This is a genomic window from Collinsella aerofaciens, from assembly GCF_902501475.1.
Lineage (GTDB): Bacteria > Actinomycetota > Coriobacteriia > Coriobacteriales > Coriobacteriaceae > Collinsella > Collinsella aerofaciens_AL.
The window spans coordinates 1-24,776 of sequence record NZ_CABWIF010000060.1; the positions used below are offsets into that span (position 1 = coordinate 1).

Consider the following 24,776-nt stretch of genomic DNA (forward strand, 5'->3'; position numbering starts at 1 on the left):
CGGTGTCGCGCGGGACCGACAGCGCCTTCGCCGCCGACTCGGAGCCGTGGCCTCGCTCGAAGAGCCCGATCGCCGCCTTCCTGGCCACGATGTCGTGCTTCACCCTCAAGTCGACACGCATAAAAAGCCTCCCATTTCTCATGTCCAAGAAATGGGAGGCAGTTCAGCTATGGGGGTAGGGGTCTTTATTTCCTGCCGTCCTTCAAATCGTCAGCTGATTCACGGGCTGGGCGATTCGGTTAAGATCAATGCGCAGATGCTCAAGGTGCATGCCTATGAGTATTCGGCGTGGGCATCGGCGTTTTCGATCAGCACATCGCTCGACTTTTATCAGCTCACGCAGGGCGTGCCCGAGCTCGTTTCGGCATTGCAGACGGGTCTGTATGGCCAAGGCGACGTAGCCGGTCTGCTCGAAAACGAGATTGTCAACGTATATGGCGCGGCACTTGTCGATCTGGCTTCGCTCGACAATAATGCGCTGTTTTGCGTGGCATGCCTCATGGTTTTGATGGGCGAGGGCAATATCGCAGAACTCGAGGCTTGTGGGGTGAGGTTGTCGATGGTCGACCAGTCCTACTTTGTACGCGACTACCCGATCTTTGGCTTGGACCCCGCCGAGCGGAGTTTTACGTGTCTGGGCACGGAGGATAACGGACGCTTGCGCTTGCGTAAGTTGGTGGCCGAGGCTCGCCCCGAACTTGTTCCGAGGGCGGCCCGGATTTTGCTTAAGGCGGGTAGATGCGATGCGGCGATGGGCCTGGCGGACGCCTTTTTGGACCGTGAAGCGGTCCTTGAACTTGCTGGACAGTATGGGGTCGATCTTGCTCTGACGGGGCACGGGGCCGATATCTGCCGAGCAGCGCTGGGCACGATCGATGCCGACGATCCGGCTCCAGAGCCAACGCCTGCCGAGGCACTCGGCGTATATCTGGCAGCGGTCAGTGTGTCTAATACAAAGCTCGCTCGCTATATGGCATCGGTCATCGAGCGCGGGGGCGAACGGGCGGCCTGCGAAATAGACCCTGTTTCATGGAGGGTGGCCCAGACACTGACGGCTGTTTGCTATGGGGACAACGGGCTTGGGCTTCCTACGAACCTGGCCGTGCCAGAAATAGAGACGTCCCACACCGCACTCGACATGTTGTCTGCGCATATCGAGGTCAAGCGATGCCTGACCGAACGGGGAGATGACGGCGGCGTTCTACAGCAGCTCAAAACGAGCAAGGCCTACGACTGCGAGCTCGACATCGCGGGGATTGTTATACGGGCCGATAGCATGCTGGTGGAGCTCTTTGACGGGTCGTTTTCGGGAACCGACGAGCGCGACGACGAGATGACGGTGGTGCGGGAGGCGCTCGACGTACGTGGGCTTAAGGCGATGGCTATCTGGGTGCGCATGGTGTTGGCGGCACGGCGGCTCCTTTCCGGCTTGCCGGTAACCGACGATGCGGCGTTCAACGAGCTCGATCGTTTTGCCGTGCGCATGCGCGACAACCAGATTCAGCTGTTTGGCCTGTTGCTAGAAGGCTGGCAGTCGCTGGCAGAGGGACGGCCGGTCAATGCAAAGTTCCGTGCGGTCCAAGTGCTTAAACTTGCCGAGGAGTCGATTGCGTACATGCGCGATAACGCATTGCTGCTGGAACGCGCGGCATATCTGCGTAACACCTCGATGGTTTCGGTGCGCGAGGAAGCGGAGTTGCTCGATATAAGCCAGACGCAGGTTGGTGGCGCAGAAGCCTGGATGGTGGCGCTGCATTTGGCCTGTGCGGGCCGAGATAGCGACCTTGCGGCCTGGATGTCCATGAATCGTGCGGGGATTCTAAAGCCATCGTATCGGCTCTTTGCGCGCCTTGCCATGCATTGTCTGGGCGAGCCGGCGGGCAGGATACGCAAGAAGCTTCCCGTGCGCGAACTGTCGCGGTACTCGCTGCGCAACGATTTGGAAGGGGAGGGCGAGCGCCTGTTCCAGGCCGGCGAGGTTGAAGCCGTTGATACCATCGACCATATCGAGATTCGCATGTTTGGTGCGTTTCGCGCCGAGCGCGACGGGTTTCCCATCACGGACAAAATGTGGCGCCGCAAGAAGGCGGCGACGCTTGCCGAGCGGCTTGCGCTGGGCATGGATGCGCTCGTCGATCGTGAGACGCTGGCCATGGAGCTGTGGCCCCATGCCGAGTTCAATAGCGCCCGCAATAACCTGTACTCGACGATATCGCGCTTGCGGTCGGCTTTGGGGCCGACGCCGGATGGCAAGTCGTGTGTGCTCATCCAAAATGAATGCATCGGACTCAACGGTGACTACGTCAAGACCGATGTACGGCTGTTTGACCAGATAAGCCGCGAGATTTTGGGAAATCGCACGGGTGCGCGCGGGCCCCATCTGGTCGAGTTGTGCCTTAAGATTGAGCAGCTTTATGCCGGACCGCTGTATGTTCCCAATGGCTGTAATCCCACCTACTTTTTGCGTATGCGACGCATCATGCAGTCAAAGTACATCGATTGCATGATTAAGGGAGCAAATGCCGCTCTAGAAGAAAACGATCTGCAGTCGGCGATTTGGCTGGCGGAGTCGGGGCTTCGGCAGGAAACGGCGCGTGAGGATATGGTGCGCTGCGCCATGCACGTCTACAGTGCGGCGGGGCGGCGGCGCGATATCGTCGAGCTGTACAGCGGGCATATGCACCATCTGAGGGAGCAGGTCAATGGCGTGCCCGAGCCCGAGACGCGGCGTCTATACGAGCGCTTGGTGGAGGGGCGGCTCAATCGCGTGCTGGTCGAGCGATAAAAAACGGGCGCCCGAAGTACTTGGGCACCCGTAAGCTTGCTATGTGTTGGCTCGCCGGATCATTGGCTCTTAGACGAGCTTGATCTTCTCGATGTCCTTGCGCGAAGACTCGCGATACAGCGAGAACTTGCGGCCGATGACCTGGACGACCTCGGCGTGGCAGCGCTCAGCGAGCTCTTCGGCGGCCTCGCGGGCGGAAAGACTGGAGCCATCGAGCACGGAGCACTTAACGAGCTCGTGCTTCTCCAGGTAGGCGACCGTCTGCTCGACGGTGCCCTCGTTGACATCGGACTTGCCGATGATGATGGCGGGGTTGAGGTGATGGGCCATGCTGCGAAGCTGCTTGACCTGGGCTCCTGTCAGTGCCATGGGTTCTCGCTTTCTATGTATGGGGCGCCCCGCGACGGGGCCTTAATCTACGTGAGCTGTCCCACGATAGCGCAGGAACGGCGCGGTGTGGAGCGCGTTTGCCCAGTTCAAAAAGAATGCGGATGCCGAGTGAGTGGGCGGTGCGGGCTGCGAACAGGCTATGAGCGGGGTGCAGAGACCGGCTCCCATGCAATAAACGCCCAACGAACCTTACGGACATGATCGAGCATATAGCGCCCCTGCGGCACGCCCTTGGAGCCCGGCTCACCGGCATGGGGGTTCTCAATCATGTGTTGGGCGATGTAGTCGCGCAGGCGGTCGATCTTATCCTCGTTGCCACGCTCGAGCATACGGGAGAAGTCCGTCACGCCTGCCTCGAGGTTATCGAAGGTATCGCGACGAGGCGATTCAAAGTACGTAACCTGCGGCAACGCACCCATCTGAATGAGGATATTAAAAGCATACACAAAGCCATTACTGCAGGTAACCGAGGCGCCGATAGCGTTCATCAAGTGCAGATCATAGCGTGGGCTGGAGTTGGCGACCATCGTGACAGCACAACGCCGACGAGCCGTACGATCGAGCTTGGCAAGCGCGCCTTTTAGGTCATTTGTGGTGACGGAACGACTGGCAAAGGCAACATCCACAGTCTTGGCAACCGGCCCAACCAAATCCCAATCATCGTCCCAAGCAAGCTCAAGCGGCGTAATCAGGTCCTCGAGCCCATAGTACTCAATGCCGGCATCAAGCGTGCCCAACATGGCAGGGGAGAAATCAGCCGCAATCACAGGATGCCCAGCCTGAGCAAGCGGAATAGCAATCGACCCAGCCCCACACCCCATATCAAGCACGGATTCACCAGGCTTTAACGCCAACAGCTTCATAAAGTCCCGGGCATACGGGGCAGTTTCAAGCGGCCGAAAATGCCGAGCCCGCTTATCCCATTCAAAAGAATCATCAGCCCGATGCCGAGCGGCCTGCAGACGCATCCATTCGCCATTCCAATCCGCAGCAAGCAGCTCAGATTGAATTACACCATCAGCCACGGGCCATCTCCCTCACAACAAAAAAGCGACTCCTCCCAAAAGAAGAGCCGCAACAAGCATATATCAGAAAGAACCGATCCAACGCCAAACCGCCATACCAGCAAAGTAGGGCAGAAGCGAAGCGACTGCCAAAGGGATAGAACCCAACCGAGGTCCCGTTGTGCGGGAGCCCCGGGGAGGGCAAATATATAAGGTCGATCGCGAGTTCCGCACGAGCCGGAGAGCACTTAATGTGCTCTCCGTGCGAGTCAGGACTGTCCGAGCAGGCGACCTTATATATTTGCCCTCCCCGGGGCTCCTCGCCCGAACCCCTCAGCTAGTTCTTGAGCGAGTTCAGCGGTGCCGGGAAGCGTCCACCACGGTGGGCAAGCACGGTGCCGGCGTTGGGGTTCACCGGCATGATGGGCGCACGGCCAAACAGGCCGCCGTACTCGACGCAGTCGCCCACGCCCTTGCCGATGGCAGGAATCACGCGGACGGCCGTGGTCTTGTTGTTGATGACGCCGATGGCCATCTCGTCGGCGATGATGCCGGCGATGGTCTCGACTGGAGTGTCGCCGGGGATGGCGATCATGTCCAGGCCAACGGAGCACACGCAGGTCATGGCCTCGAGCTTCTCGAGCGAAAGCGCACCGGCCTCGACGGCGGCGATCATGCCGGCATCCTCGGACACGGGGATGAAAGCGCCGGAGAGACCGCCCACGCTGGAGCTGGCCATGACACCGCCCTTCTTGACGGCATCGTTGAGCATGGCGAGCGCGCAGGTCGTGCCCGGGCCGCCGCAGGTGCCCACGCCGATGATCTCGAGGATACGGGCAACGGAGTCGCCGATGGCAGGCGTGGGAGCCAGCGACAGGTCGACAATGCCCTTCTCGACACCCAGACGATGGGCGGCCTCGCGGCTCATGAGCTCGCCGGCGCGGGTGATCTTAAAGGCGGTCTGCTTAATCTTCTCGGCGACTTCCATCATCGATGCGGAGTCGGGCAGCGTCTCCAGGGCTGCGGCCATAACGCCGGGGCCCGAGACGCCTACGTTGATGACGGCGTCGGCCTCGCCACCGCCGTGAACGGCGCCCGCCATAAACGGGGAGTCCTCGACCATGTTGGCAAAGCAGACAAATTTGGAGGCGCCGACGGAGTCCTGGTCGGCCGTGAGCTTGGCGGCATCGATGATGGTCTGGGCGGCCATGAGCACGGCATCCATGTTGATACCGGCGCGCAGGCTGGCGACGTTGACGCTGGAGCAGACGCGGCTCGTGGTGGCGAGCGCCTGGGGGATGGACTGGATGACGCGGCGGTCGGCGTCGCCGATGCCCTTCTGGACGAGCGCGGAGAAGCCGCCCAGGTAATCGATGCCGAGCGTCTCGGCCGCGCGGTCGAGGGCATGCGCGATGGGGGTGAGGTCCTCATCCTTGCAGCACGCGGCGATCTGCGCCACCGGGGTGACGGAAACACGCTTGTTGACGATGGGGATACCGTACTCGCGCTCGAGGTTCTCGGCGGTCTCGACCAGATGCTCAGCCGTGTGCGTCACGTGGTCGTAGATCTTCGTGCACATGCGGTCGAGGTTCTCGTCGCCGCAACCCATGAGCGAAACACCCATGGTGATGGTCCTGATGTCGAGGTTCTGCTCCTCAACCATGCCGCGGGTTTCCGCGATTTCTGCGGGCGTGATCGCCATCCTTGCGCTCCTATCTGCCAAAACGAGCATAGTCTTATCTATTCTAACGTGCCGCACGTGCCAAGTGGCGCATGCGGCACGTTTTGGTGCTCGGTTGTTTCCGTTGTGTTACTGCCCAAAGACCTCTTCGGCGATACGAGCGCTTTCGGCGGCGTCCTTGGCGTAGTAGTCCGCACCGATCTGCTTGGCGTATTCGGGGGTGAGCACGGCGCCGCCCACGATGATCTTGACGCCCGGAACCTCGGCATGGAGCAACTTGATGGTCTCTTCCATGGCGACGACGGTGGTGGTCATAAGCGCCGAGAGGCCGACGAGTTTGATATCGCGCTCCTTGACGGTCTTGAGTACCTCCTGCGGATCGACGTCGCGGCCCAGGTCAAAGACGGTGTAGCCGTAGTTGTCGAGCAGCATTTTGACGATGTTCTTGCCAATATCGTGGATGTCGCCCTTGACGGTGGCCACGCAGATCTTGCCCTTGTCGGCAATCTCGCCGGCGGGCATCAGGCGCTTGATGGTGTCGAAGCCCACGCGTGCGGCTTCGGCCGAGGCCATGAGCTGCGGCAAGAAGAACTTGCCCTGGTCAAAGAGGACGCCAACCTCGTCGAGGGCGGGGATAAAGTGATTGTTGATGAGGTCCATGGCGTCGTGGTCTGCCAGCAGACGCTCGGTTTCGGCAGCGATCTCGCCTTTGCGGCCCGAGACGACCATGTGGCGGATGGGGTCGTCGTTGCCGTCGGCGCCGGCGGTGCCCGCGGCAGGCGCGGCATCACTCGATGCGGCCTGAGCCGCTGCCGGGTTTGCGGCGATCTTGTACGGATCGGTCCAGCCGGCGTAGCGCTCGATGTATCCGGTCGAGCCCTCGTCCTCAACGCTCAGGACGCGATAGCTGTAGACGGTATCCATAAAGCGCTTGGAGCCCGGGTTCATGATGGGGGCGTCCAGGCCCGCGCCAAAGGCGGCGGCCAAAAAGACCGAACCCAGCAGCGGGCGAGCGGGCAGGCCAAAGCTGATGTTCGACACGCCGAGTGCGCATTTGACGCCCAGACGCTCCTTGCACAGGGACATGGCGCGCAGGATCTGCTCGGCCTGGCGTTGATTGGTCGAGGCGGTCATGACCAGGCAGTCGATGAGGATGCGGTCCGGTCCGATGCCGTAGCGGGCAGCCCCGGCCACGATGCGCTCGGCGATGGCGAAGCGAGCCTCGGCGGTATCGGGGATGCCGCCTTCGTCGAGCGTAAGGCCGACGACGTTGGTGCCGTAGTGGGCGACCAGCGGAAAGATCTCATCCATGATCTGCTGCTTGCCATTGACCGAGTTGATGATGGGCTTGCCGGCATAGCGGCGCACGGCGGCCTCGACGGCGGCGGGATCGGTGGAGTCGATCTGCAGCGGCAGCAGCGTGGAGCCTTGGAGCTGCTCGGTGGCCTGTTGGATAATCTTGACCTCGTCGATCTCGGGTAGGCCCACGTTGACGTCCAGGATGTCGGCGCCCTGTTCCTGCTGGCTGATGCCCTGGCTCACGACGTAGTCCAGGTCGCCGTCGCGCAGGGCCTGCTGCAGGCGCTTTTTACCGGTGGGGTTGATGCGCTCGCCGATGACGGCGATCTTGTGGCCGTCGCAGGGAAGGTCCACGACCGTTTGGGCGCTCGTGACCGACATGCTGGGCTTGCGGCGGCGCGGGCTGGGCGTGTGGTTGTCGATAAGCGTGCGCAGGGCCGCCATGTGCGCCGGCGTGGTGCCGCAGCAGCCGCCCACGACGCTCACGCCGTCGGCGATCATGCCGGCGACGGCCTCGGCGTATTCGGGGGCCTGGATATCAAAGACGGTGTTGCCGTCGTCGTCCACATGGGGCAGTCCTGCGTTGGCCTGCACCATAACGGGCTTGTCGGTAACGGTGAGCATACGTGCGGCGAGTCCTCGGAGCTCGGCCGGTCCTTGGCTGCAGTTGATGCCCAAAACGTCGGCACCGATGGCGTCGAGCGTGATGGCGGCCACCTCGGGACTCGTGCCCAGGAAGGTGCGACCGTCTTCCTCGAAGGTCATGGTGGCAAAGACGGGCAGGTCGGAGTTCTCGCGGCAGGCGAGGACAGCCGCCTTGATCTCGGCAAGGTCGGTCATGGTCTCGATAATAAAGAGGTCCACGCCCGCGGCGACGCCGGCGCGCACCTCCTCGGCAAAGAGGTCATAGGCCTCGTCGAAGCTGAGGGTACCCAAGGGGCGAAGCAACGCGCCGATGGGGCCGATGTCGCCGGCGACGTAGCGGGCGCCGGCCGCGCGGGCACAGGCGACAGCGGCAGCAAAGACATCTGCCACGGTGGCGGCGCCGTCGAGCTTGTGGGCGTTGGCGCCAAAGGTGTTGGCGGTAATCACGTCGCAGCCGGCCTCGACATATTGACGTTGGATATCAGTGATAACCTGGGGCTCCTCAAAGTTGAGCAGCTCGGGCAGGGCGCCCGCCTTCATGCCAGCGGCCTGCAACATGGTGCCCATGCCGCCGTCGAACAGCAGGTGTCCCGTGCCCTCGATGGCGGCGCGCAGGCGATCGTCCTTAATGCGCAGATCGTCGATCGTGCGCGTCTTGTACGTGGCACCGTTGCGACGTGCGGCATCAACGGGTGCCGCCAATGCAGTGCCGTCAGAATCATGAGTGATAAGCGGAGTAAACATCGAGGGCTCCTAATGGCTGGAATAGCAGGTGGTGTGGGCGGCGCGGAAGCGGCAGTGCTCGCGCATGCGGCAGATATTGCAGGTGGGGCGGCTCTGGGCGTCGTGGACTTCGCCGTCGAACAGACCAATTACCGCGGTCACGCTCTTGGTGGGCATGAGCAGGCTGGTGGGCGTGACGGTCAGGCCGATGAGCCGCGTGGCGTTGAGCGCATTGACAATCGAGCGCTGGGCCGAGAGCGGGCAGTCGCCATAGCCGGGACTAAAGCGCCAGTTGCCGGCGAGCCCATGAACGGCGGCGTCCGTCTTGACCTGCTGGTCCATTTGCTCAACGGCGGCTTCCACGTAAGCGGAGCACGCGGCGTCGAGCACGGCGCCCTCCAGGGGATGTTGGGCTCCCGTGGTGCGCAGACGACGCTCGGCGTCCATGCCGAGGGTGCATGCCATGAGCGCGGCAAAGCGGGCATCTTTGAGATGTCGATAGATATCGCGACCTCGCAGCTCAACGTTGGTGCCAACCAGACGGATGCTGGGCTCGCCCTGTTCGTCGACGCCCGTGGCATCGATGGCAAATACGCGGCGCACGCCACGGGGCTCAATGTCCAGTTCCAGACGTTCAACGACAAGCTCAATACGTCGTGACAGTTCGGGCTCAATCTGCTGGCCGCCGTAACCCAGATACCGCAGCATCTCGGCACGGTCGACACGGGGATGGTGCGCGGCATCGACACGGTAAAGCGCCGGCGACGCAAGGTCGGCCGGCACTTCGACAGCGGTTGTATCGATGTGCGGTTTTTCCATTACCCCAGGCGCTCCATAATGGTCGCGGCGATCGCAGGACGGTTCATAGTGTACAGGTGCAGACCGTCGGCGCCGTGCTCCTTGAGGTCGCAAAGCTGGCGGGCGGCATAATCTACACCGGCTGCCTGCAGGCTCTCGGGGTCGTTCTCGTACTTGGCGAGAATCTTGATGACGGGGGAGGGCAGCGACGCGCCGCACATAAAGACCATGCGGCTGATCTGCGACTTGCCCATAAACGGCATGATGCCCGCGGTAATGGGTACGGTGATACCGGCCTTGTCGGCAAGCTCGCGGAAGCGATAGAAGCACTCGTTATCAAAGAAGAGCTGCGTCACAAAGAAGCTCGCGCCAGCGTCCTGTTTTTGCTTGAGGTGTTCGACCGAGAGGTTGAGATCCTCACAGGCAATGTGGCCCTCGGGGTAGGCTGCGGCGCCCACGCAAAAGCCGGCGTCGACGAGCTCGGGGATGAGGTCGCGGGCGTAGGCGTAGTCCGAGGCGGGCTTGTCGTCCTCGGTCGCGCCGGCAGGGAGATCGCCACGCAGGGCCAGGATGTTTTCCACGCCGGCGGTGCGATACTCGTCGATCTTGGCGGCGATATCGGCGTGCGACCGGCCCACGCAGGTAAGGTGTGCCACCGAGGGCGTGTCGAATTCGCTCGTAATCATATGCGCGATGGGGGCGGTGGCGGCACCGTTGCCCGAGCCGCCGGCCGAGCAGGTGACCGAGACAAAGCTCGGCGAAAGCTTGCACAGATTGCCTGCCACTTCGCGAGCCGTGTCGAGGGTCAGCTCGCCCTTGGGCGGGAACATCTCAAACGAAATGGGCGCGGTGCCCTGGGATGCTGCCTGCTTAAAAACCTCGTCGACGCGCATATCGTGCTCCTCTAGATACGTAATAGTGTGATGTGTTGTAAGGATTCTACAGCACCACTGTGCCACGGTGGAGTTTCACTCGCTATTTGAGGATACCAATCAAAGATGCCTTGCTATCGGCTTTCTCTATAACAGAGCGGCTAATCTAGGCACGGACTATAAAGACTGGTATCTGATGCAAAATACCAGTTAATAGAGCTCCATCCCAAATTGACTACCCTTAAACCATGGAGAGAGGTCTGCAATTTATGCAGTTGATTGGCTGTTGAGGGTGGCAACGCCGCCTCGATAGGGTAACCTCATTGATTGGTTTCGCGACAGCAACATAACGGTAATGTCGCGGAAACACGGCGAGTCTAAGCTATGACTCGTTCGTTAGTAATCAACACCGCTTCTCACGCGGTGCCGATACGAAGGGAGTTCCGTATGGCCGAACTTACTGACCGCTTCGGGACCATGGTGTTCTCTGAGGAAGTCATGAAGGACTACCTCCCCAAGGACATTTGGAAGCGCCTTGCTGCAACCCTCGAGGGCGGTGAGCCGCTCGACCTGGATGTGGCCAACGCCGTTGCCCATGCCATGAAGGTCTGGGCCATCTCCAAGGGCGCGACGCACTACGCGCACTGGTTCCAGCCGCTTTCGGGCATTACTTCCGAGAAGCACGACAGCTTCTTGGAGCCCAACCACGACGGCACCGCCATTACCAAGTTTACGGGCAAGAACCTCATCCAGGGCGAGCCGGACGCTTCCAGCTTCCCCAACGGCGGCCTGCGCGCCACCTTCGAGGCCCGTGGCTACACCGCTTGGGATCCCACCAGCCCCGCCTTTATCAAGGACGATGTCCTGTGTATCCCCACGGCTTTCTGCTCCTACACGGGCGAGGCCCTGGACAAGAAGACCCCGCTGCTGCGCTCCATGACCGCGCTCTCGCGTGAGTCTAAGCGCGTTTTGGCGCTGTTCGGTAAGACCCCCAAGAAGGTCGTTCCTTCCGTGGGCGACGAGCAGGAGTACTTCCTGATCAAGAAGGACGCTTACCGCAAGCGCAAGGACCTGGTCATCACCGGCCGCACCCTCTTTGGTGCTGCTCCATGCAAGGGCCAGGAGCTCGAGGAGCACTACTTTGGCGCTATCCGCCCCACCGTCTCGGCCTATATGAAGGACCTGGACGATGAACTGTGGGCGCTTGGCATTCCCGCCAAGACCAAGCACAACGAGGTCGCACCTTGCCAGCATGAGCTCGCCCCCGTCTACGGCGAGGTCAACGAGGCCATCGACCAGAACCTGGTCATGATGGAGAAGATGAAGCTCATCGCCTCCCGCCACGACTTGGTCTGCCTGCTGCACGAGAAGCCCTTTGAGGGCATCAATGGTTCGGGCAAGCACAACAACTGGTCGCTTGGCACCGAGTCCGAGAACCTGCTCGATCCGGGCGACACCCCGCTCGACAACCTGCAGTTCATCGTCTTCCTCACCGCGGTGATCGAGGCCGTCGATAACTATCAGGAGCTCCTGCGTGCCTCTGTTGCCTCGGCCGGCAACGACCATCGTCTGGGCGCCAACGAGGCTCCTCCGGCGATTATGTCCATCTTCCTGGGCGACCAGCTTACCGAGGTCGTCGAGAAGATCATCGATGGCAAGGCTTCCGTCCATGCCACGCGCGGCGTGCTCGACCTGGGCGCCGATACCCTGCCCAAGCTGATGCAGGACAACACCGACCGCAACCGCACCTCCCCGTTCGCCTTCACCGGCAACAAGTTCGAGTTCCGTGCCTGCGGCTCCGAGCAGAACGTCTCCGACTCCAACCTGGTGCTCGATGCCGCCGTGGCCAAGTCGCTCAAGTCCTTCGCCGACGCGCTTGAGGGTACGCCCGAGGATGAGTTCCAGGATGCCGCGCTCGAGTACTGCAAGAAGGTGTTGACCGATCACCAGCGCATCCTGTTCTCCGGCGACGGTTACTCCGACGAGTGGCCCATTGAGGCCGAGAAGCGAGGCCTTGCCAACAACAAGACCACGGCCGATGCCCTGCCCGCCTTTGTTTCCGATAAGGCTATCGCGCTCTTCGAGGAGACGGGTGTCCTGACCAAGGCCGAGGCTCAGTGCCGCTACGACTGCAAGCTCGAGAAGTACAACAAGCTCATGAACATCGAGGCTACCACGATGGTTCGCGAGGCGCGTCGTACCTATCGCCCGGTCATTACCGCCTATGCCACCAAGGTCGCTAAGGGCCTTGAGACTATTCGTGCCGCCGGTGCCGAGGCCGCCATGCAGTGCGAGCAGAACACGCTCAACAAGCTCTGCAACGGTATCACCACCATCAACGACTCCATCAAGGCGCTCGACGCCGTGCATCAGAAGGCCGAAGCCCTCGATGGTCAGGAGCAGGCCAATGTGTATGCACACGAGGTCGTTCCCGCTATGGATACGCTGCGCGCCGCCGTGGACGCCATGGAAGAGATCGTGGCAGCCGACTACTGGCCGGTCCCGACCTACGACGACATCCTGTTCTACGTGTAGAGCGTAACTGACATATCGTCACGGCATTGAGCCGGGGTCCGCATCGTGCGGGCCCCGGTTTTTGTTTGCGAAGGACGCTTTGAAGCCCGTTTTGCCGCCGATGGGTCGGGATCCGCACCCTGTCGGGTTCGAATCCCGGTACATGGATAGCAAAAAGCCCGCTACCGCGAGGGTAACGGGCTCTTCAATTCAAATGGTGCCCCCAGCGGGATGTCCGCGTGCGGCTGACGCCGCCCGCTTTCGCCGCGTCGCTTCGCTCCTTGCGTGCTGCGCTGGAAAACGCTTCGCGTTTCCTCAGCTCCGCACCCTGTCGGGTTCGAATCCCGGCGCATGGGTAGCAAAAAGCCCGCCACCGAATTGGTAACGGGCTTCTCAGATTTTGTGGTGCCCCCAGCGGGATTCGAACCCGCGATATCCACCTTGAAAGGGTGGCGTCCTTGGCCGCTAGACGATGGGGACAGCGGGAAAGAGTATAGCAGACTTTTTTGCCGGCGCGTATATCGTTGGCAAACTGGAAAACCACCACAAAGGAGTAGGCTTCTATTCCGATTTTCAAATATCTCAATCTGTAACATCTGGGCGGGCAAATCGGCTCTATGTGTTACAGATCGAGACAAAAGGCAGACGTCGGGACGAACATCTCATTCTGTAACAGTAAGACGACTTTTAACGGTCTAGATGTTACAGATTGAGACAGACCGCTGGGATGGGTCAAAACCACCACAAAGGTGCCTGTCCCCTTTGTGGTTGTGAGGTGCTAGGGGAGGAGCTTCATGGCCGCGTCGTGGGCGGCGTGCTCGTAGGTGTCGTCGAGGGGCGTGAGCGGCAGCAGGGCTGTGGCCTGCGCGTCGCCACGGCGCTCGAGGGCGTGGGTAATGAGCCAGTCGGCGAGTTCGGGGTTCTTGGGCAGTGCCGGTCCGTGCAGGTACGTGCCGATGACGCCCTTGTAGATGAGGCCCTCAAGACCATCATCGCCGTTGTTGCCGGTGCCCGTGACGACGGACGTTCCGAGCGGCGTGGCATCGGCGTCCAAAAGCGTGCGGCCGCCATGGTTCTCGAATCCCACAAAGGGCTCGGGTGCCAGGTCGGTTTTGACGGCTACGTTGCCGATCAGGCGGTCGGAGCCGCGTACGGTTTCGGCGGCAATGACCCCCAGACCCTCAATGCGATTCTCACCCATATAGTACGAACGGCCGAGCAGCTGATAGCTGCCGCAGATGGCGAGCAGCGAACCGCCATCCTCAACATAGGATGCGACCTTGTCTTTTTGAGCGAGCAGCTCGTGTGCCACGGCTAGCTGGTCGCGGTCGGAGCCACCGCCCATCATGACGATATCGGCATCGGTCAAATCAAGCGTTTCGCCCATACGGACCTCGTCCACGCGCACGGGAATGCCACGCCAGGCGCAGCGGCGCTCGAGGGCGATGACGTTGCCGCCGTCGCCGTAGAGGTTAAGGGCATCGGGATACAGGTATACGATGCGCAGCGGGCGCGAAAGCTCGACTGGCGCGATGCCGACGGGGACGGCACTGCCATCGGCACACGTTGCAGCGCGGGCAGCAACCGTGGCTGCATCGGCACCCTTCAGCCCATCGAGTTCTTTGACCAGCGGCGGAAAGGCCGTGTAGTTGGCAACGGCATAGAAAGTGTCGCCGGCGGCTTCATCCGCAACGGCACCGATCGCCTGCTCGATATTCGAGATGATGACGGCGTCAATGCCGGCGTACTTGAGGCGTACCTGCATATCATGTGCACGCGTGCCGCCGGCAAAGGCGACAAGCCCCGTTGTATCGGCGATGCGCTCAAAGTCGACGTCGTAGATCCACGAGACATCGTGGCCATCGGCATCGTTGTCGTTCAGGAAAAAGGCGCAGAGCCTGCCACCTGCTGTTTTAATGGACTGGATCTGGCGATCGAAGCCCACGGGATTCTTGGCCAGGTTTGCCTCGACGGTACGGCCGGCGATATTCCAACGGCCCATGCGACCACCTGCTGGCACGTAGGCGTCGAGCGTGGGCTGCAGGCGTGCGGCGTCTACGCCCAGCTCGCGCGCCGCAAAGAAGGCGGCGGCAACGTTGTAGACCATGTACAGGCCGTTGTAGCGTGTGGCGATGTGTGCGGCAGCCGCGTCGGGCGCAGATCCAAAGACCAGGTCAAAGCCGTAGCCGTCGCAGCCAAGCTCCACGCCCGTCACACGGCGGACCAGTGCGGGGCGTGCCCAACCGCACGAGGGGCAATGGTAGGCGCCGAGTTGACCATACTGCACATAGTCGTACTCCAACGGGGCGTTGCACTGCGAGCAAAAGCGCGAGTCGCTAATGCGGTCGGACTCGGTGTCGGTGGCGCCGTCGATGCCAAAGGCAATACTCGCATTGGGAACGCGCGCGGCAATCGAGGCGCACAGCGGGTCGTCGGCGTTGTAGATGAGCGTCGTTGCCGGCGAAAGCTCCAGCGCGTGGGCGATGACCTCCTGGGTGTGATCGATCTCGCCATAGCGATCTAGCTGGTCGCGGAACAGGTTGAGCAGCACGAAGTACGTCGGCTTGAGCTTGGGCAGAACGCGTACGGTGTAGAGCTCGTCGCACTCAAAGACGCCCACGCGCTTGCCGCCGCCGGCTCGCTTGAGGCCGCTGCGCGCTTCGAGCAGTGCGCCCACCACACCAGGCTCCATATTGTTGCCGGCACGGTTGCACACCACGGTAGCACCGCTGGCAGCAACGGCGTCGGCGATGAGGTTGGAGGTGGTGGTCTTGCCATTAGTGCCGGTGATCACTACGCTGCGGTCGACCAGGCTCGCGAGGTCGCTTAGCAGCCCGGGGTCGATCTTCATAGCGATGCGGCCGGGAAGCACGCCGCCCTGGCGCTTGAGGATGGAGCGCAGTCCCCAGCGGGCGATATCGCTCGAGGTGCAGGCGAGAGATGAGCGGAAGTTCATGAAGCCGTTCCTAACATAGATGACATGGTCGGGGCGATCGCGTCGCTAAAAGCCGTAGCGGCGCGCAAATTCCTGGGCAAGCTGCGATACGTCTTCGCAGGCGTTGGCCCAGGGGGCAAAGTCGGGGGTGTCCGAGATAATGCCGTCGGCTTCCCAAACCGCCTGGTGCGAGAGGTCCCAGGGGTCGCGTGGCTCGGGTCGGCAGGGAAGGTACGGCGTCTGGTACACCGGATTCAGCAAGAAGAACGCGCCGCCCTCGCAACGGTTAGCGAACTCACGCAGCGCGCGCGTCGCCGGGCGCATCTTGTTTGTTTTGAACAGCAGGATCGTGCGGGCGAGCAGGTACCAAGGAGAGTTTTCGAGTGCGTCTGCCCCCATCTGTTCCTCGAGCTGATGTGCCAGGGCAAAAAAGCCGTCCTGGTCTTCCAAGCGGGCGAGGGCGAGCAACACGGTGCCGGCAGCTCGGGTGGGATAACCTTCTGCCTTAAGGACGCGGCGGGCGTAGTTGGCAGCAGCACGGTAACGAGCGCTCGCCATGCACAGCTGCGAGATGGCCTCGAGCGTGTGAAGCCAGCCAATAAGCGCCGGCTCGCTCACGGTAAGGTCTGCTGCGGTGACACCGTCGGCCAAAACACTATTGGCCCAGTAGTGCGGAGCCTCCATATCAAACCCGGGCACGCTCTGTTGCAGGTAGTCGGCCGTGCTCGCCTCGAGCTTCATCAGGTCGCCCAGGCAAGCATCGACGGGCGTGTCCGCCAGGATGATGGCGAGCAACTGCGCATCGACGGCAAGTGCATCGACGCGGACGATCTTGAGCAGCTCATCGCGCATATCGTCGAACAGACGGTTGCGCGTCTGCTCAAACTCCTCGTCGCTGCCCATGTCTTCGATGCGACGAAGCTCGTCAAGCAAATGACGATGAACGCCGGCATAGGACAGCAGCGCCTGGGCATGCTCGGTCTGCGCATACTTGTGAGGGTTTGCGCTGATGTCGTTATGGACAAGCTCGCGTGCTGCATCGGTGAGTTCGGGGTGCGACGCCAGATAGGTGCGCTCCAGGTAGGCGGGGATGTAGACGCTCGGATCCATTAGAGGTCTCCTCCCTTAAACGGCAATCCCTGCTCGGCCGCGCGTAGGATGCGCTCGTCGATCTGGGAGCGCACGATGTCGTTGGTGGCGACCCAGGCGGCAAAGCTGGCGTTGTCGGGCGCGCCTAGGCCCTCCTGCAGCACCGGCGTCGCCTCGGACAGGGCAAGGACAAGCTCATCGGTGGAGCCCGGACCTACGTTGACGCGGGCATAGACGCCATCGGGAAACTCGGTTTGGAAGTAGAGCGCCTCGGCTGCGTGCGGGCATGAGCGCACCAGGATGCGCAGGTAGTGCTCGGCGCCCTCGTAATCCAGCTCGCGCCAGGCTGCGCTCATCAGCGCGATGAGCGTCCACGGGTCCAAGTCGCGCTCTGCATCCTTGGGACGGCGGCGCAGCGGGGTATTCGCGAGGTGCGGTACGGAGTGGGCAGAGCGAAAGCGCTTGAGCTCCTCGGCGGGGTATTCGAGCTTTGCCATGGCAAGCATCGCGGTATGACGGACGCCAGCGGGGTCGTTGGGTGCAAAGTCCAGGCTGCGATTCGCGGCATCCAGCGACATGCGGTAGCGGCCGCTAATGAGCGCGCGCGATGCCAAGGCAGCAAGCCAGCGCAGGTAGGGACGGCGGGTCAGGTCGCCTGCGGCCTCACGCTCGTAGGGGTCCTGCGCCGAGGCAATCTTGAGCGCCAGGTCGTGCTCCACCTCGTCGCACTTGGACACCAGATACTGCACGTATTCCTCGTTGGATTCGGCTGTGAGCGCCGTCAGCATGCGCTGGGCATCCCAGTTGGCCGGATCGAGCGCGGCTGCCTCGCGGAGCATGTTCTCGGCGGCTGCCTCTTCTTGCTCTGCCTGGGCGTCGTCGGGGATAAAGGGGATGCGGTAGTCGACAGCTTCGACGACCTTGGCGATGAGGTGCCCGGCGCGGTCGCGATCGTGCACGATGAGCGGTGCGGGGTTGCGGGTGAATTGCTCCATCAGACGCTCTACGGCGGGGCCGTCGGTGAGTGGAATATTGTTGCGGCGCAAGGCCTCAAGAACGAGGCGATGGCAATCCTCTTGAATGGGATCGAATGCCATGGGGCCTCCTTTGCTGCGGTTAGGGTTCAAATGTCTCTATATAAAGTTCTAGTTTACCCGCATGTGGCACACCGGGGGTGCCGCACTTGGACTTGCACCTTTGCACCACGAAGACGGATGTCGCACAAATGTCGGCACCTCGGGTGCGCGGGTGGTATCACAGTGCCGTAAACGGTCGATTTTTGGCGGCGAACGGGGCACATTTTTGAGGGGCACAGCCCTGCCCGGGATATGTAGTCAACCTTGATAAAACGTTTGCCCAGCTTGGGGTACGAATGCCCCACAAGAGTCTTCAGGGATAGAAAAAACGTTTCATCATTGTCGGCTTTAGGTGAATAACTGACCAACCAGAACGGTAAAATAATGTTTGTCTGAGCGTTGAGACGTTTGGACATCGTGCATTGCCATCGCCGGCAACGCGCAAACCGGTCCTAACGGAGCCAATTGGGTGCTCCGTTATATACGCAAGTCTAAGAGGGGCTTGTTTAGGAGGCACAGTATGGGACGTTTTACCAATCCTCGCGATCTGTACTTTGGTGAGGGCGCTCGCCACGAGGTGAAGAACCTCAAGGGCAAGAAGGCCATCATCGTTTCTGGCGGCAGCTCTATGCGCCGCGGCGGGTTCCTGCAGGACGTTGAGGCCGACCTTAAGGAAGGCGGTTTCGAGGTCAAGCTGTTCGAGGGCGTCGAGTCCGACCCGTCCATCGAGACGGTCATGAAGGGCGCCGAGGCCATGCGCGAGTTCGAGCCCGACTGGATTATCGCCATCGGCGGCGGCTCGCCCATCGATGCCGCTAAGGCCATGTGGGTCTTCTACGAGTATCCCGAGGAGTCCTTCGATAACATCATCCAGCCGTTCAGCTTCCCCGAGCTGCGTCAGAAGGCTCACTTCTGCGCCATCTCCTCTACCTCCGGCACCGCTACCGAGGTCACTGCCTTCTCCGTCATCACCGACTACGCCAAGGGCATCAAGTACCCGCTGGCCGACTTCAACATCACCCCTGATGTCGCCATCGTCGACCCCGAGCTCACCTACACCATGCCCGCCAAGCTGTGCGCTCATACCGGCATGGACGCTCTGACCCACTGCATGGAGGCCTACGTTTCCACCTGCGCCTCTATGTTCACCGACGCCAACGCTCTGCACGGCATCCGCGAGATCGTCGAGTGGCTGCCCAAGTCCTATGCTGGCGACCATGAGGCCCGTCAGCACATGCACGAGGCTCAGTGCATCGCCGGTATCGCCTTCTCCTCGGGCCTGCTCGGCATCGTTCACTCCATGGCTCACAAGACCGGTGCTGCCTTCGAGAACGGCCACATCATCCACGGTGCCGCTAACGCCATGTACCTGGGCAAGGTCATCCAGTGGAACTCCAAGGATCCCCGTGCTGCCGAGCGTTACGCTTACGTGGCCAAGGAGATCCTGCACCTTCCCGGCGAGACCAACGAGGAGCTCATCGCTGCGCTCGTCCAGAAGATCCGCGACCTCAACGACCAGCTCAACATTCCGCAGTCCATCAAGGATTACGCGAATGGTGGCGTGAAGGTCGACGCTGAGAACCCGCAGATGGTTTCCGAGGAGGAGTTCCTCGCCAAGCTGCCCGAGATCGCCGCGAACGCCGAGCAGGACGCCTGCACGCCCGAGAACCCGCGTGAGACCAAGGCTGCCGACTTCGAGAAGATCCTCAAGGCCTGCTACTACGACACCGACATCGATTTCTAATCGACTCTTGTTATCGTAACGAGGGGCTCCGCACGTATCCGTACGGAGCCCCTTTCTTTTTTAGAGAATGGGATAGTTATGGCTGCAATTTTCAATAGCCCCAGCAAGTACATCCAGGGTCCGGACGAGCTCGCCAAGCTCGGCTCCTATGTCGAGCCGCTCGGCGCTAAGGCCCTCGTCATCGTGACGCCTTCGGGCAAGAAGCGCGTCGGTGCCAAGATCGAGGGCGGCTTTGCCGAGGCCAAGGCCGAGCTGCTGTTTGAGGACTTTAACGGCGAGTGCTCCAAGGGCGAGGTCGATCGCCTGGTTGCGCTCGCTCGCGACAACGGTTGCGATATCGTCGTCGGCGTCGGTGGCGGCAAGATCCTCGACACCGCGAAGGCCGTCGCCTATTACCTGGAGTCCCCGGTTATCATTTGCCCCACCATTGCCTCGACCGATGCACCGTGCTCGGCACTTTCGGTGCTTTACACCGATGACGGCCAGTTCGATAAGTACCTCTTCCTTAAGGCAAACCCCAATATCGTCCTGATGGATACGACGGTTATCGCGGCGAGCCCGGTGCGCCTGACGGTTTCCGGTATGGGCGATGCGCTCGCAACCTACTTCGAGGCCCAGGCGACGCACGATGCCGACGGCGGCACCTGCGCTGGCGGCAAGGGCGGCATGGCTGGTCTGGCGCTCGCCAAGCTCTGCTACGAGACGCTTATGGCCGATGGCGTCAAGGCCAAGGTTGCGCTGGAGAAGGGTGCGCTCACGCCTGCCGTCGAGCATATCATCGAGGCCAATACGCTGCTTTCGGGCATTGGCTTTGAGAGCTCGGGTCTCGCTGCGGCCCATGCCATCCATAATGGCTTGACGATGCTGCCCGAGTGCCACAGCATGTATCACGGCGAGAAGGTCGCCTTCGGCACCATCGTCCAGCTGGTACTCGAGGATGTCCCGACTGAGAAACTCGAGGAAGTCTTGGGCTTCTGCATTGAGCTGGGTCTGCCGGTCACGATGAAGGAACTTGGCGTTGCCGAGCTTACGCGCGAGAAGGCCATGATTGTTGCCGAGGCCGCCTGCGCGCCCGAGGACACCATGTGCAACATGCCGTTTGAGGTGACGCCCGAGATGGTTGCAAACGCCATTCTGGGTGCCGACGCACTGGGTCACTACTATCTCATGGATGAGTAAATCAAGCTAAGGAAGGGGCAAAGCCAACAGATGGCTTTGCCCCTTTTTGCTATGGTGCAAAGGGGTCAGGTTACTTTGCACCAATCGTTGTTTGATGAAGGACGGATTCTCGTATGGCGCTTCCTATGGTTTACGGCGGTCCCGGCCGGTATGTTCAGGGGCCGGGCGAACTGTCGCGTCAAGGCAGATATTTGTCATGGTTGGGCTGCGCTGCCTATGTCTTGTTTGACCAGGGCACCGAGGATCGGCTGTGCAGGCAGATCGTCGATGGATTTCTGGACGAAGATCTAAGCGAGCCGTTCTTTAAGATTTATGACGGTCCGTGTACGGAAGAGGTCGTTGTCGAAATGGCTAAGGAAGCCCAGGCCGAGTATTGCGACATGGTAGTGGGTATTGGCGGCGGCAAGATGCTCGATATCGCCAAGGCCGTTGCGTTTTATGCCGAGTTGCCGTTGTGCGTATGCCCCACGGCGGCTTCGATGGACGGTCCGTGCAGCGAGATTTCCGATGCCGATTTGCAGGGTGTTGCAAATGCGGTCTTTAGAAACGAGCGCAATATGGCCAACGAGCAGGCCAAGGTGACCAAACAAAAGCTCGTGCAGCTCATGTGCGAGGCATAGCTTGGCGCTTGATTGACCTTGTGCAATCGAGGCGGAGATAAGCCATAGACTATTTGCCTCAAAGGTGCTCCGCGTGTAATTTGCCCGAGGCACGGGCCGATAGCGTATCATTATCTCTTGCTTGTTTGCACTGCTCAGGGAGGGGCCGCGCATGGCGCAGGAACACGATCTGTTTGATGACATTATCGAGATCAGCAAGGGTTTCGACTTTCTTAAAAACCCGCTTGGCGGCGTGACCGATGCACTCGATCCGTCGGCGCCGCAGTGGAATCCTGCCGACTACAAGGAGCGCCCGCGCGGCAATACCATTCCGTGCCTGACCTGCAAAAACGAAAAGAGCGGCTGTACCGCGTGCATGGACGTGTGCCCGGTCAACGCTATCGAGGTCGAGGAAGACGCCATTGAGATCCTCGACTCCTGCCGCAAGTGCGGTCTGTGCGCCGCTGCCTGCCCGACCGAGGCGATTATCTCGCCGCGCCTGGCGCCTAAAAACCTGTATGACGATATCGTCTCTGCCGCTACGAGCCACGAGACCGCCTACGTCACCTGCACGCGCGCCCTCAAGCGCATGCCGCGCGAAAACGAGGTCGTCGTTGCCTGCGTGGGCGATATTACGGCCGAGACTTGGTTCTCGGTACTGGCGGACTATCCCAACGTGAGTGTGTACCTGCCGCTGGGCGTGTGCGATAAATGCCGCAACACCGGCGGTGAGGATATTCTGGGCGAGGCGATTGCGAAGGCCGAGGAGTGGTCCGGCATGGGTATGGGCTTGGAGGTCGACCCCAAGAGCCTCAAGTGCCATAAGCTTCGCGAGTACGAACGCAAGGAGTACATGGAAAAGATTGCCCGCACCACGGGCCTGACGGTGACCAAGCTCAATCCGGCGACGGCGGCGCTGGCCTCGGTGACGCAAAAGCTCAAGGCCCATCGCCATCAGATTACCCAGCTGGAGCGCACGCTCAACACCATGTGCGGCACCACGACGACCAAACGTCGCCGTTCGCTCACGCACGGGCGGCAGCTGGTGCTCTCGACGCTGCAAAACCACCCCGAGCTTGCCCAGAACATGCAGGTGAACACGCCGGAGTGCGATTTTGACAAGTGCACGTCATGTGGCGAGTGTGTCAACGTATGCCCCACGTTCGCCTGCGATTTGGTGGGAAGCGGCCGCTTTGCGTTGGAGTCGACGTATTGCTTGGGCTGCGGTGCCTGCGTCAAGGTGTGCCCCGAGCATGCACTCAAGTTGGTTGAGCATGACGCGTCCAATCTGGTGGTCGTCGATCCCGAGGCCGAGGAAAAGGCTGCCCAGAAGGCCAAGGCTCACGAAGAAGCTGAGAAGGTCAAGGCCGAGGCAAAGGCCAAGCTTGACAAGATGCTCGATCAGGTAGAAAAGCTCGCGGAGTAGCTAAAAGAGCGTACATGATGGCCGGTGGGACAGGTGCTGCCCCGCCGGCCAAAAAAGTTGCGGTGGAATAGTTCCTGTTTTGCCCTTAAGCTGGCCATTCTAGGAACTATTCCACCGCAACTAATAGATGGTTAGCTCATGCTGCTCTGATGGGTCTCGCTGCCGTTATTGCGGCGGGTGACCGTTTCGTGGAGTAAAAAGAAGCTGGGAACCTGCTTTGTCTCGATGTATTCCATAAGGATGCCGTCGGCGTTGTAGGTCTGTCCGCGTATAACGGCGAGTGCGTTAAAGTCGTCGAGATCGAGCACACGCGCATCTTCGGGCGTGGGATGCTCAATCGTTACATCGCGTTTGCCCGTGGCAATCTTAATGCCAAGATCTTCTTCGAGGTAACGATAGATCGAGTCGTTGACAATCTCGGGTGTCAGCCCCGGTACCTGTGAGCTTAGGTAATAGGAGTCGTCGGAGCACACGGCCCGTCCGTCTGCATAACGGATGCGTTTGGCACGCGTGAGCTCACAGCCTTCAGGAAACCCGGTAATCTTGGAGAGCGCCTTGTTGCAGACGAGGAGCTCAAAGACAGTAGTAACCGTTTTGAGCTCAAAGCCTCGGCTGGCCGCGATTTCCTTAAAGGTCTCGAGTCCGCCGCCACCACCACGACTCTTCTCGTCACTGATGTTGCGAATGACGCGCATGCCTTTGCCTTGCTGGGGGAGCACGTAACCATCTGCCGCAAGCATCGAGATGGCGCGACGGACCGTCATACGCGAACAGTCAAACAGCTGCGTGAGCTCAGTCTCCGAAGGCAGATAACTCTGATAGGCGTAAGTGCCGTCGTCAATCGACTGCTTCACGTTGTCATAAATAGTTTGGAAGATGGCTCGCGCCACGACGGTCTCCTAGAGCTGAGTGCGCGAGCGGTGGATGAGGACCGCTCGCGCAGGTGTCGATCGATTTACTTGCTGGGGTCGATTATATATTTACCCATGGCACGCAGAGCTGGGTCTGACAGGATGGCGCCGAGTTCGTCGAGGGAAGCCACCTTGGCGACCATCGAGGATACGTCGAGCCTGCCAGAGTCGATGAGCTCGAGCGCGCGACGCTGCGTATAAGGGTTGATGTAGGACGAGGTAAGCACAAGCTCCTTCTGGAAGACCTCGAAGGGCTTGACGGTGATTGTCTCATCGGGCTTGGTGAGGCCGAACATCATGACCGTAGCCTTGTGGCCGGCAATCTGGATGGCCTGCTCGATGGTGACGGGCTTGCCAACACACTCGATAACGACATCGACGTTGCCGACGCCCTCCTGCTTCAGGCGGGCCGGGACATCCTCGTGGATGGAATCAATTGCCAGGTCGGCGCCGAGTTTGAGCGCAACCTCGCGCTTGCCTTCGACAGGCTCGAGCAAGACGACCTTGGTGGCGCCGGCGTTTTTGGCGAGCTGCATCATGAGCAGACCGATCATGCCACCGCCGATAACGACAACTGTGCTGCCGGGCTTGATGTTGCACATATCGATGCCGTGCAGGCAGCAGGCGACGGGCTCGGTCATGGCGCCCTGCTCAAAGCTGGTGTGATCGCCCAACTTGTAGACTTGCTGCATATCGACGGAGCAGTACTCGGCAAAGCCGCCGTTAACGGTGGTGCCGTAACCGGTCATATGCTCGCAGTAGTGGTTGATTCCGTCGCGGCAGGGTTCGCAGCAGCCGCAGGGATGGTTTGGGTCGATGCACACGCGATCGCCCGGTTTAAAGCCGGTGACATCGCTGCCCACGGCCTCGACAACGCCCGCAAACTCATGACCAAGGATCGTGGGCGGGGTAACGTCGGCTGCACCCTTGTCGCCTTCATAGATATGCACGTCGGTGCCGCAGACGCCGCAAGCTTTGACGTTGATCAGAACGTCACGCTTGCCCACGGTCGGTTTTGTCGAATCCTCGACCCTGAGATCGTGCTTTCCATAGAAGACCGCGCTTTTCATGGTGACTCCTTAACGTAGCGGTGAATGTTGTAATGA

17 protein-coding genes and 1 tRNA gene are annotated in these 24,776 nt (G+C 60.9%); 6 read left to right on the forward strand and 12 right to left on the reverse strand.

What is annotated here, in order from left to right:
• Positions 1 to 169 precede the first annotated feature (169 nt).
• Positions 170 to 2,785 carry an AfsR/SARP family transcriptional regulator gene (locus GDJ93_RS09580; protein ID WP_193221521.1) on the forward strand — a complete coding sequence of 872 codons (2,616 nt, stop codon included), beginning with the start codon at positions 170 to 172 and terminating at the stop codon, positions 2,783 to 2,785.
• A gap of 69 nt (positions 2,786 to 2,854) precedes the next feature.
• Here the strand turns inward: GDJ93_RS09580 and GDJ93_RS09585 are convergent, their stop codons facing one another.
• From GDJ93_RS09585 to GDJ93_RS09610, 6 genes are all read right to left on the reverse strand, one after another.
• The gene (locus GDJ93_RS09585) at positions 2,855 to 3,154 is read right to left on the reverse strand and encodes a YhbY family RNA-binding protein (RefSeq protein WP_006234690.1); all 300 of its coding nucleotides are present in this window, start codon (positions 3,152 to 3,154) and stop codon (positions 2,855 to 2,857) included.
• Positions 3,155 to 3,312: 158 nt separating this feature from the next.
• Positions 3,313 to 4,143, reverse strand: a complete 831-nt coding sequence (locus GDJ93_RS09590) for a methyltransferase domain-containing protein (RefSeq protein ID WP_370739734.1) — start codon at positions 4,141 to 4,143, stop codon at positions 3,313 to 3,315.
• 373 nt (positions 4,144 to 4,516) lie between these two features.
• Positions 4,517 to 5,881, reverse strand: coding sequence for a PFL family protein (locus tag GDJ93_RS09595; protein WP_035136908.1), 1,365 nt, complete (start codon positions 5,879 to 5,881; stop codon positions 4,517 to 4,519).
• Between the two features lie 108 nt (positions 5,882 to 5,989).
• Complete coding sequence (locus GDJ93_RS09600; protein ID WP_193221522.1) at positions 5,990 to 8,548, reverse strand: homocysteine S-methyltransferase family protein; 2,559 nt, start codon at positions 8,546 to 8,548, stop codon at positions 5,990 to 5,992.
• A gap of 9 nt (positions 8,549 to 8,557) precedes the next feature.
• On the reverse strand, positions 8,558 to 9,346 hold the full coding sequence (locus tag GDJ93_RS09605) for a hypothetical protein (RefSeq protein WP_152068616.1): 789 nt from the start codon (positions 9,344 to 9,346) through the stop codon (positions 8,558 to 8,560).
• The gene (locus GDJ93_RS09610; RefSeq protein WP_006234684.1) at positions 9,346 to 10,218 is read right to left on the reverse strand and encodes a methylenetetrahydrofolate reductase; all 873 of its coding nucleotides are present in this window, start codon (positions 10,216 to 10,218) and stop codon (positions 9,346 to 9,348) included. Before GDJ93_RS09610 ends, GDJ93_RS09605 begins: the two co-directional genes overlap by 1 nt.
• 426 nt (positions 10,219 to 10,644) lie before the next feature.
• Between GDJ93_RS09610 and GDJ93_RS09615 the strand changes: the two genes are divergently transcribed.
• Positions 10,645 to 12,732, forward strand: coding sequence for a glutamine synthetase III family protein (locus GDJ93_RS09615; RefSeq protein ID WP_152068617.1), 2,088 nt, complete (start codon positions 10,645 to 10,647; stop codon positions 12,730 to 12,732).
• A gap of 382 nt (positions 12,733 to 13,114) precedes the next feature.
• On the opposite strand, the gene GDJ93_RS09620 is transcribed toward GDJ93_RS09615, so the two are convergent.
• The 4 genes from GDJ93_RS09620 to GDJ93_RS09640 form a co-directional block, all read right to left on the reverse strand.
• Positions 13,115 to 13,191 (reverse strand) — tRNA-Glu (locus GDJ93_RS09620).
• Between the two features lie 298 nt (positions 13,192 to 13,489).
• Entirely contained in the window at positions 13,490 to 15,667 is a 2,178-nt protein-coding gene (locus GDJ93_RS10170) for a MurT ligase domain-containing protein (protein ID WP_226812584.1), read from the reverse strand.
• A 45-nt stretch (positions 15,668 to 15,712) separates the two neighbouring features.
• Positions 15,713 to 16,756, reverse strand: coding sequence for a hypothetical protein (locus GDJ93_RS09635; RefSeq protein ID WP_152068618.1), 1,044 nt, complete (start codon positions 16,754 to 16,756; stop codon positions 15,713 to 15,715).
• Positions 16,756 to 17,832, reverse strand: coding sequence for a tetratricopeptide repeat protein (locus GDJ93_RS09640; protein WP_152068619.1), 1,077 nt, complete (start codon positions 17,830 to 17,832; stop codon positions 16,756 to 16,758). The genes GDJ93_RS09635 and GDJ93_RS09640 overlap by 1 nt, the downstream gene beginning before the upstream one ends.
• A 499-nt stretch (positions 17,833 to 18,331) precedes the next feature.
• On the opposite strand from GDJ93_RS09640, the gene GDJ93_RS09645 reads away from it, so the two are divergent.
• From GDJ93_RS09645 to GDJ93_RS09660, 4 genes are all read left to right on the forward strand, one after another.
• On the forward strand, positions 18,332 to 19,555 hold the full coding sequence (locus tag GDJ93_RS09645) for an iron-containing alcohol dehydrogenase (protein ID WP_035136916.1): 1,224 nt from the start codon (positions 18,332 to 18,334) through the stop codon (positions 19,553 to 19,555).
• A 78-nt stretch (positions 19,556 to 19,633) separates the two neighbouring features.
• Complete coding sequence (locus GDJ93_RS09650) at positions 19,634 to 20,734, forward strand: glycerol dehydrogenase (protein WP_152068620.1); 1,101 nt, start codon at positions 19,634 to 19,636, stop codon at positions 20,732 to 20,734.
• Positions 20,735 to 20,859: 125 nt separating this feature from the next.
• Positions 20,860 to 21,354 carry an iron-containing alcohol dehydrogenase gene (locus GDJ93_RS09655; protein WP_226812594.1) on the forward strand — a complete coding sequence of 165 codons (495 nt, stop codon included), beginning with the start codon at positions 20,860 to 20,862 and terminating at the stop codon, positions 21,352 to 21,354.
• Positions 21,355 to 21,505: 151 nt separating this feature from the next.
• Positions 21,506 to 22,759: a 4Fe-4S binding protein gene (locus GDJ93_RS09660; protein WP_152068622.1), complete on the forward strand. Its 1,254-nt coding sequence runs from the start codon at positions 21,506 to 21,508 to the stop codon at positions 22,757 to 22,759.
• Between the two features lie 131 nt (positions 22,760 to 22,890).
• Here the strand turns inward: GDJ93_RS09660 and GDJ93_RS09665 are convergent, their stop codons facing one another.
• Entirely contained in the window at positions 22,891 to 23,649 is a 759-nt protein-coding gene (locus GDJ93_RS09665; RefSeq protein WP_152068623.1) for a GntR family transcriptional regulator, read from the reverse strand.
• Positions 23,650 to 23,714: 65 nt separating this feature from the next.
• Positions 23,715 to 24,740 carry a zinc-dependent alcohol dehydrogenase family protein gene (locus GDJ93_RS09670; RefSeq protein ID WP_152068624.1) on the reverse strand — a complete coding sequence of 342 codons (1,026 nt, stop codon included), beginning with the start codon at positions 24,738 to 24,740 and terminating at the stop codon, positions 23,715 to 23,717.
• Between the last annotated feature and the right edge of the window lie 36 nt (positions 24,741 to 24,776).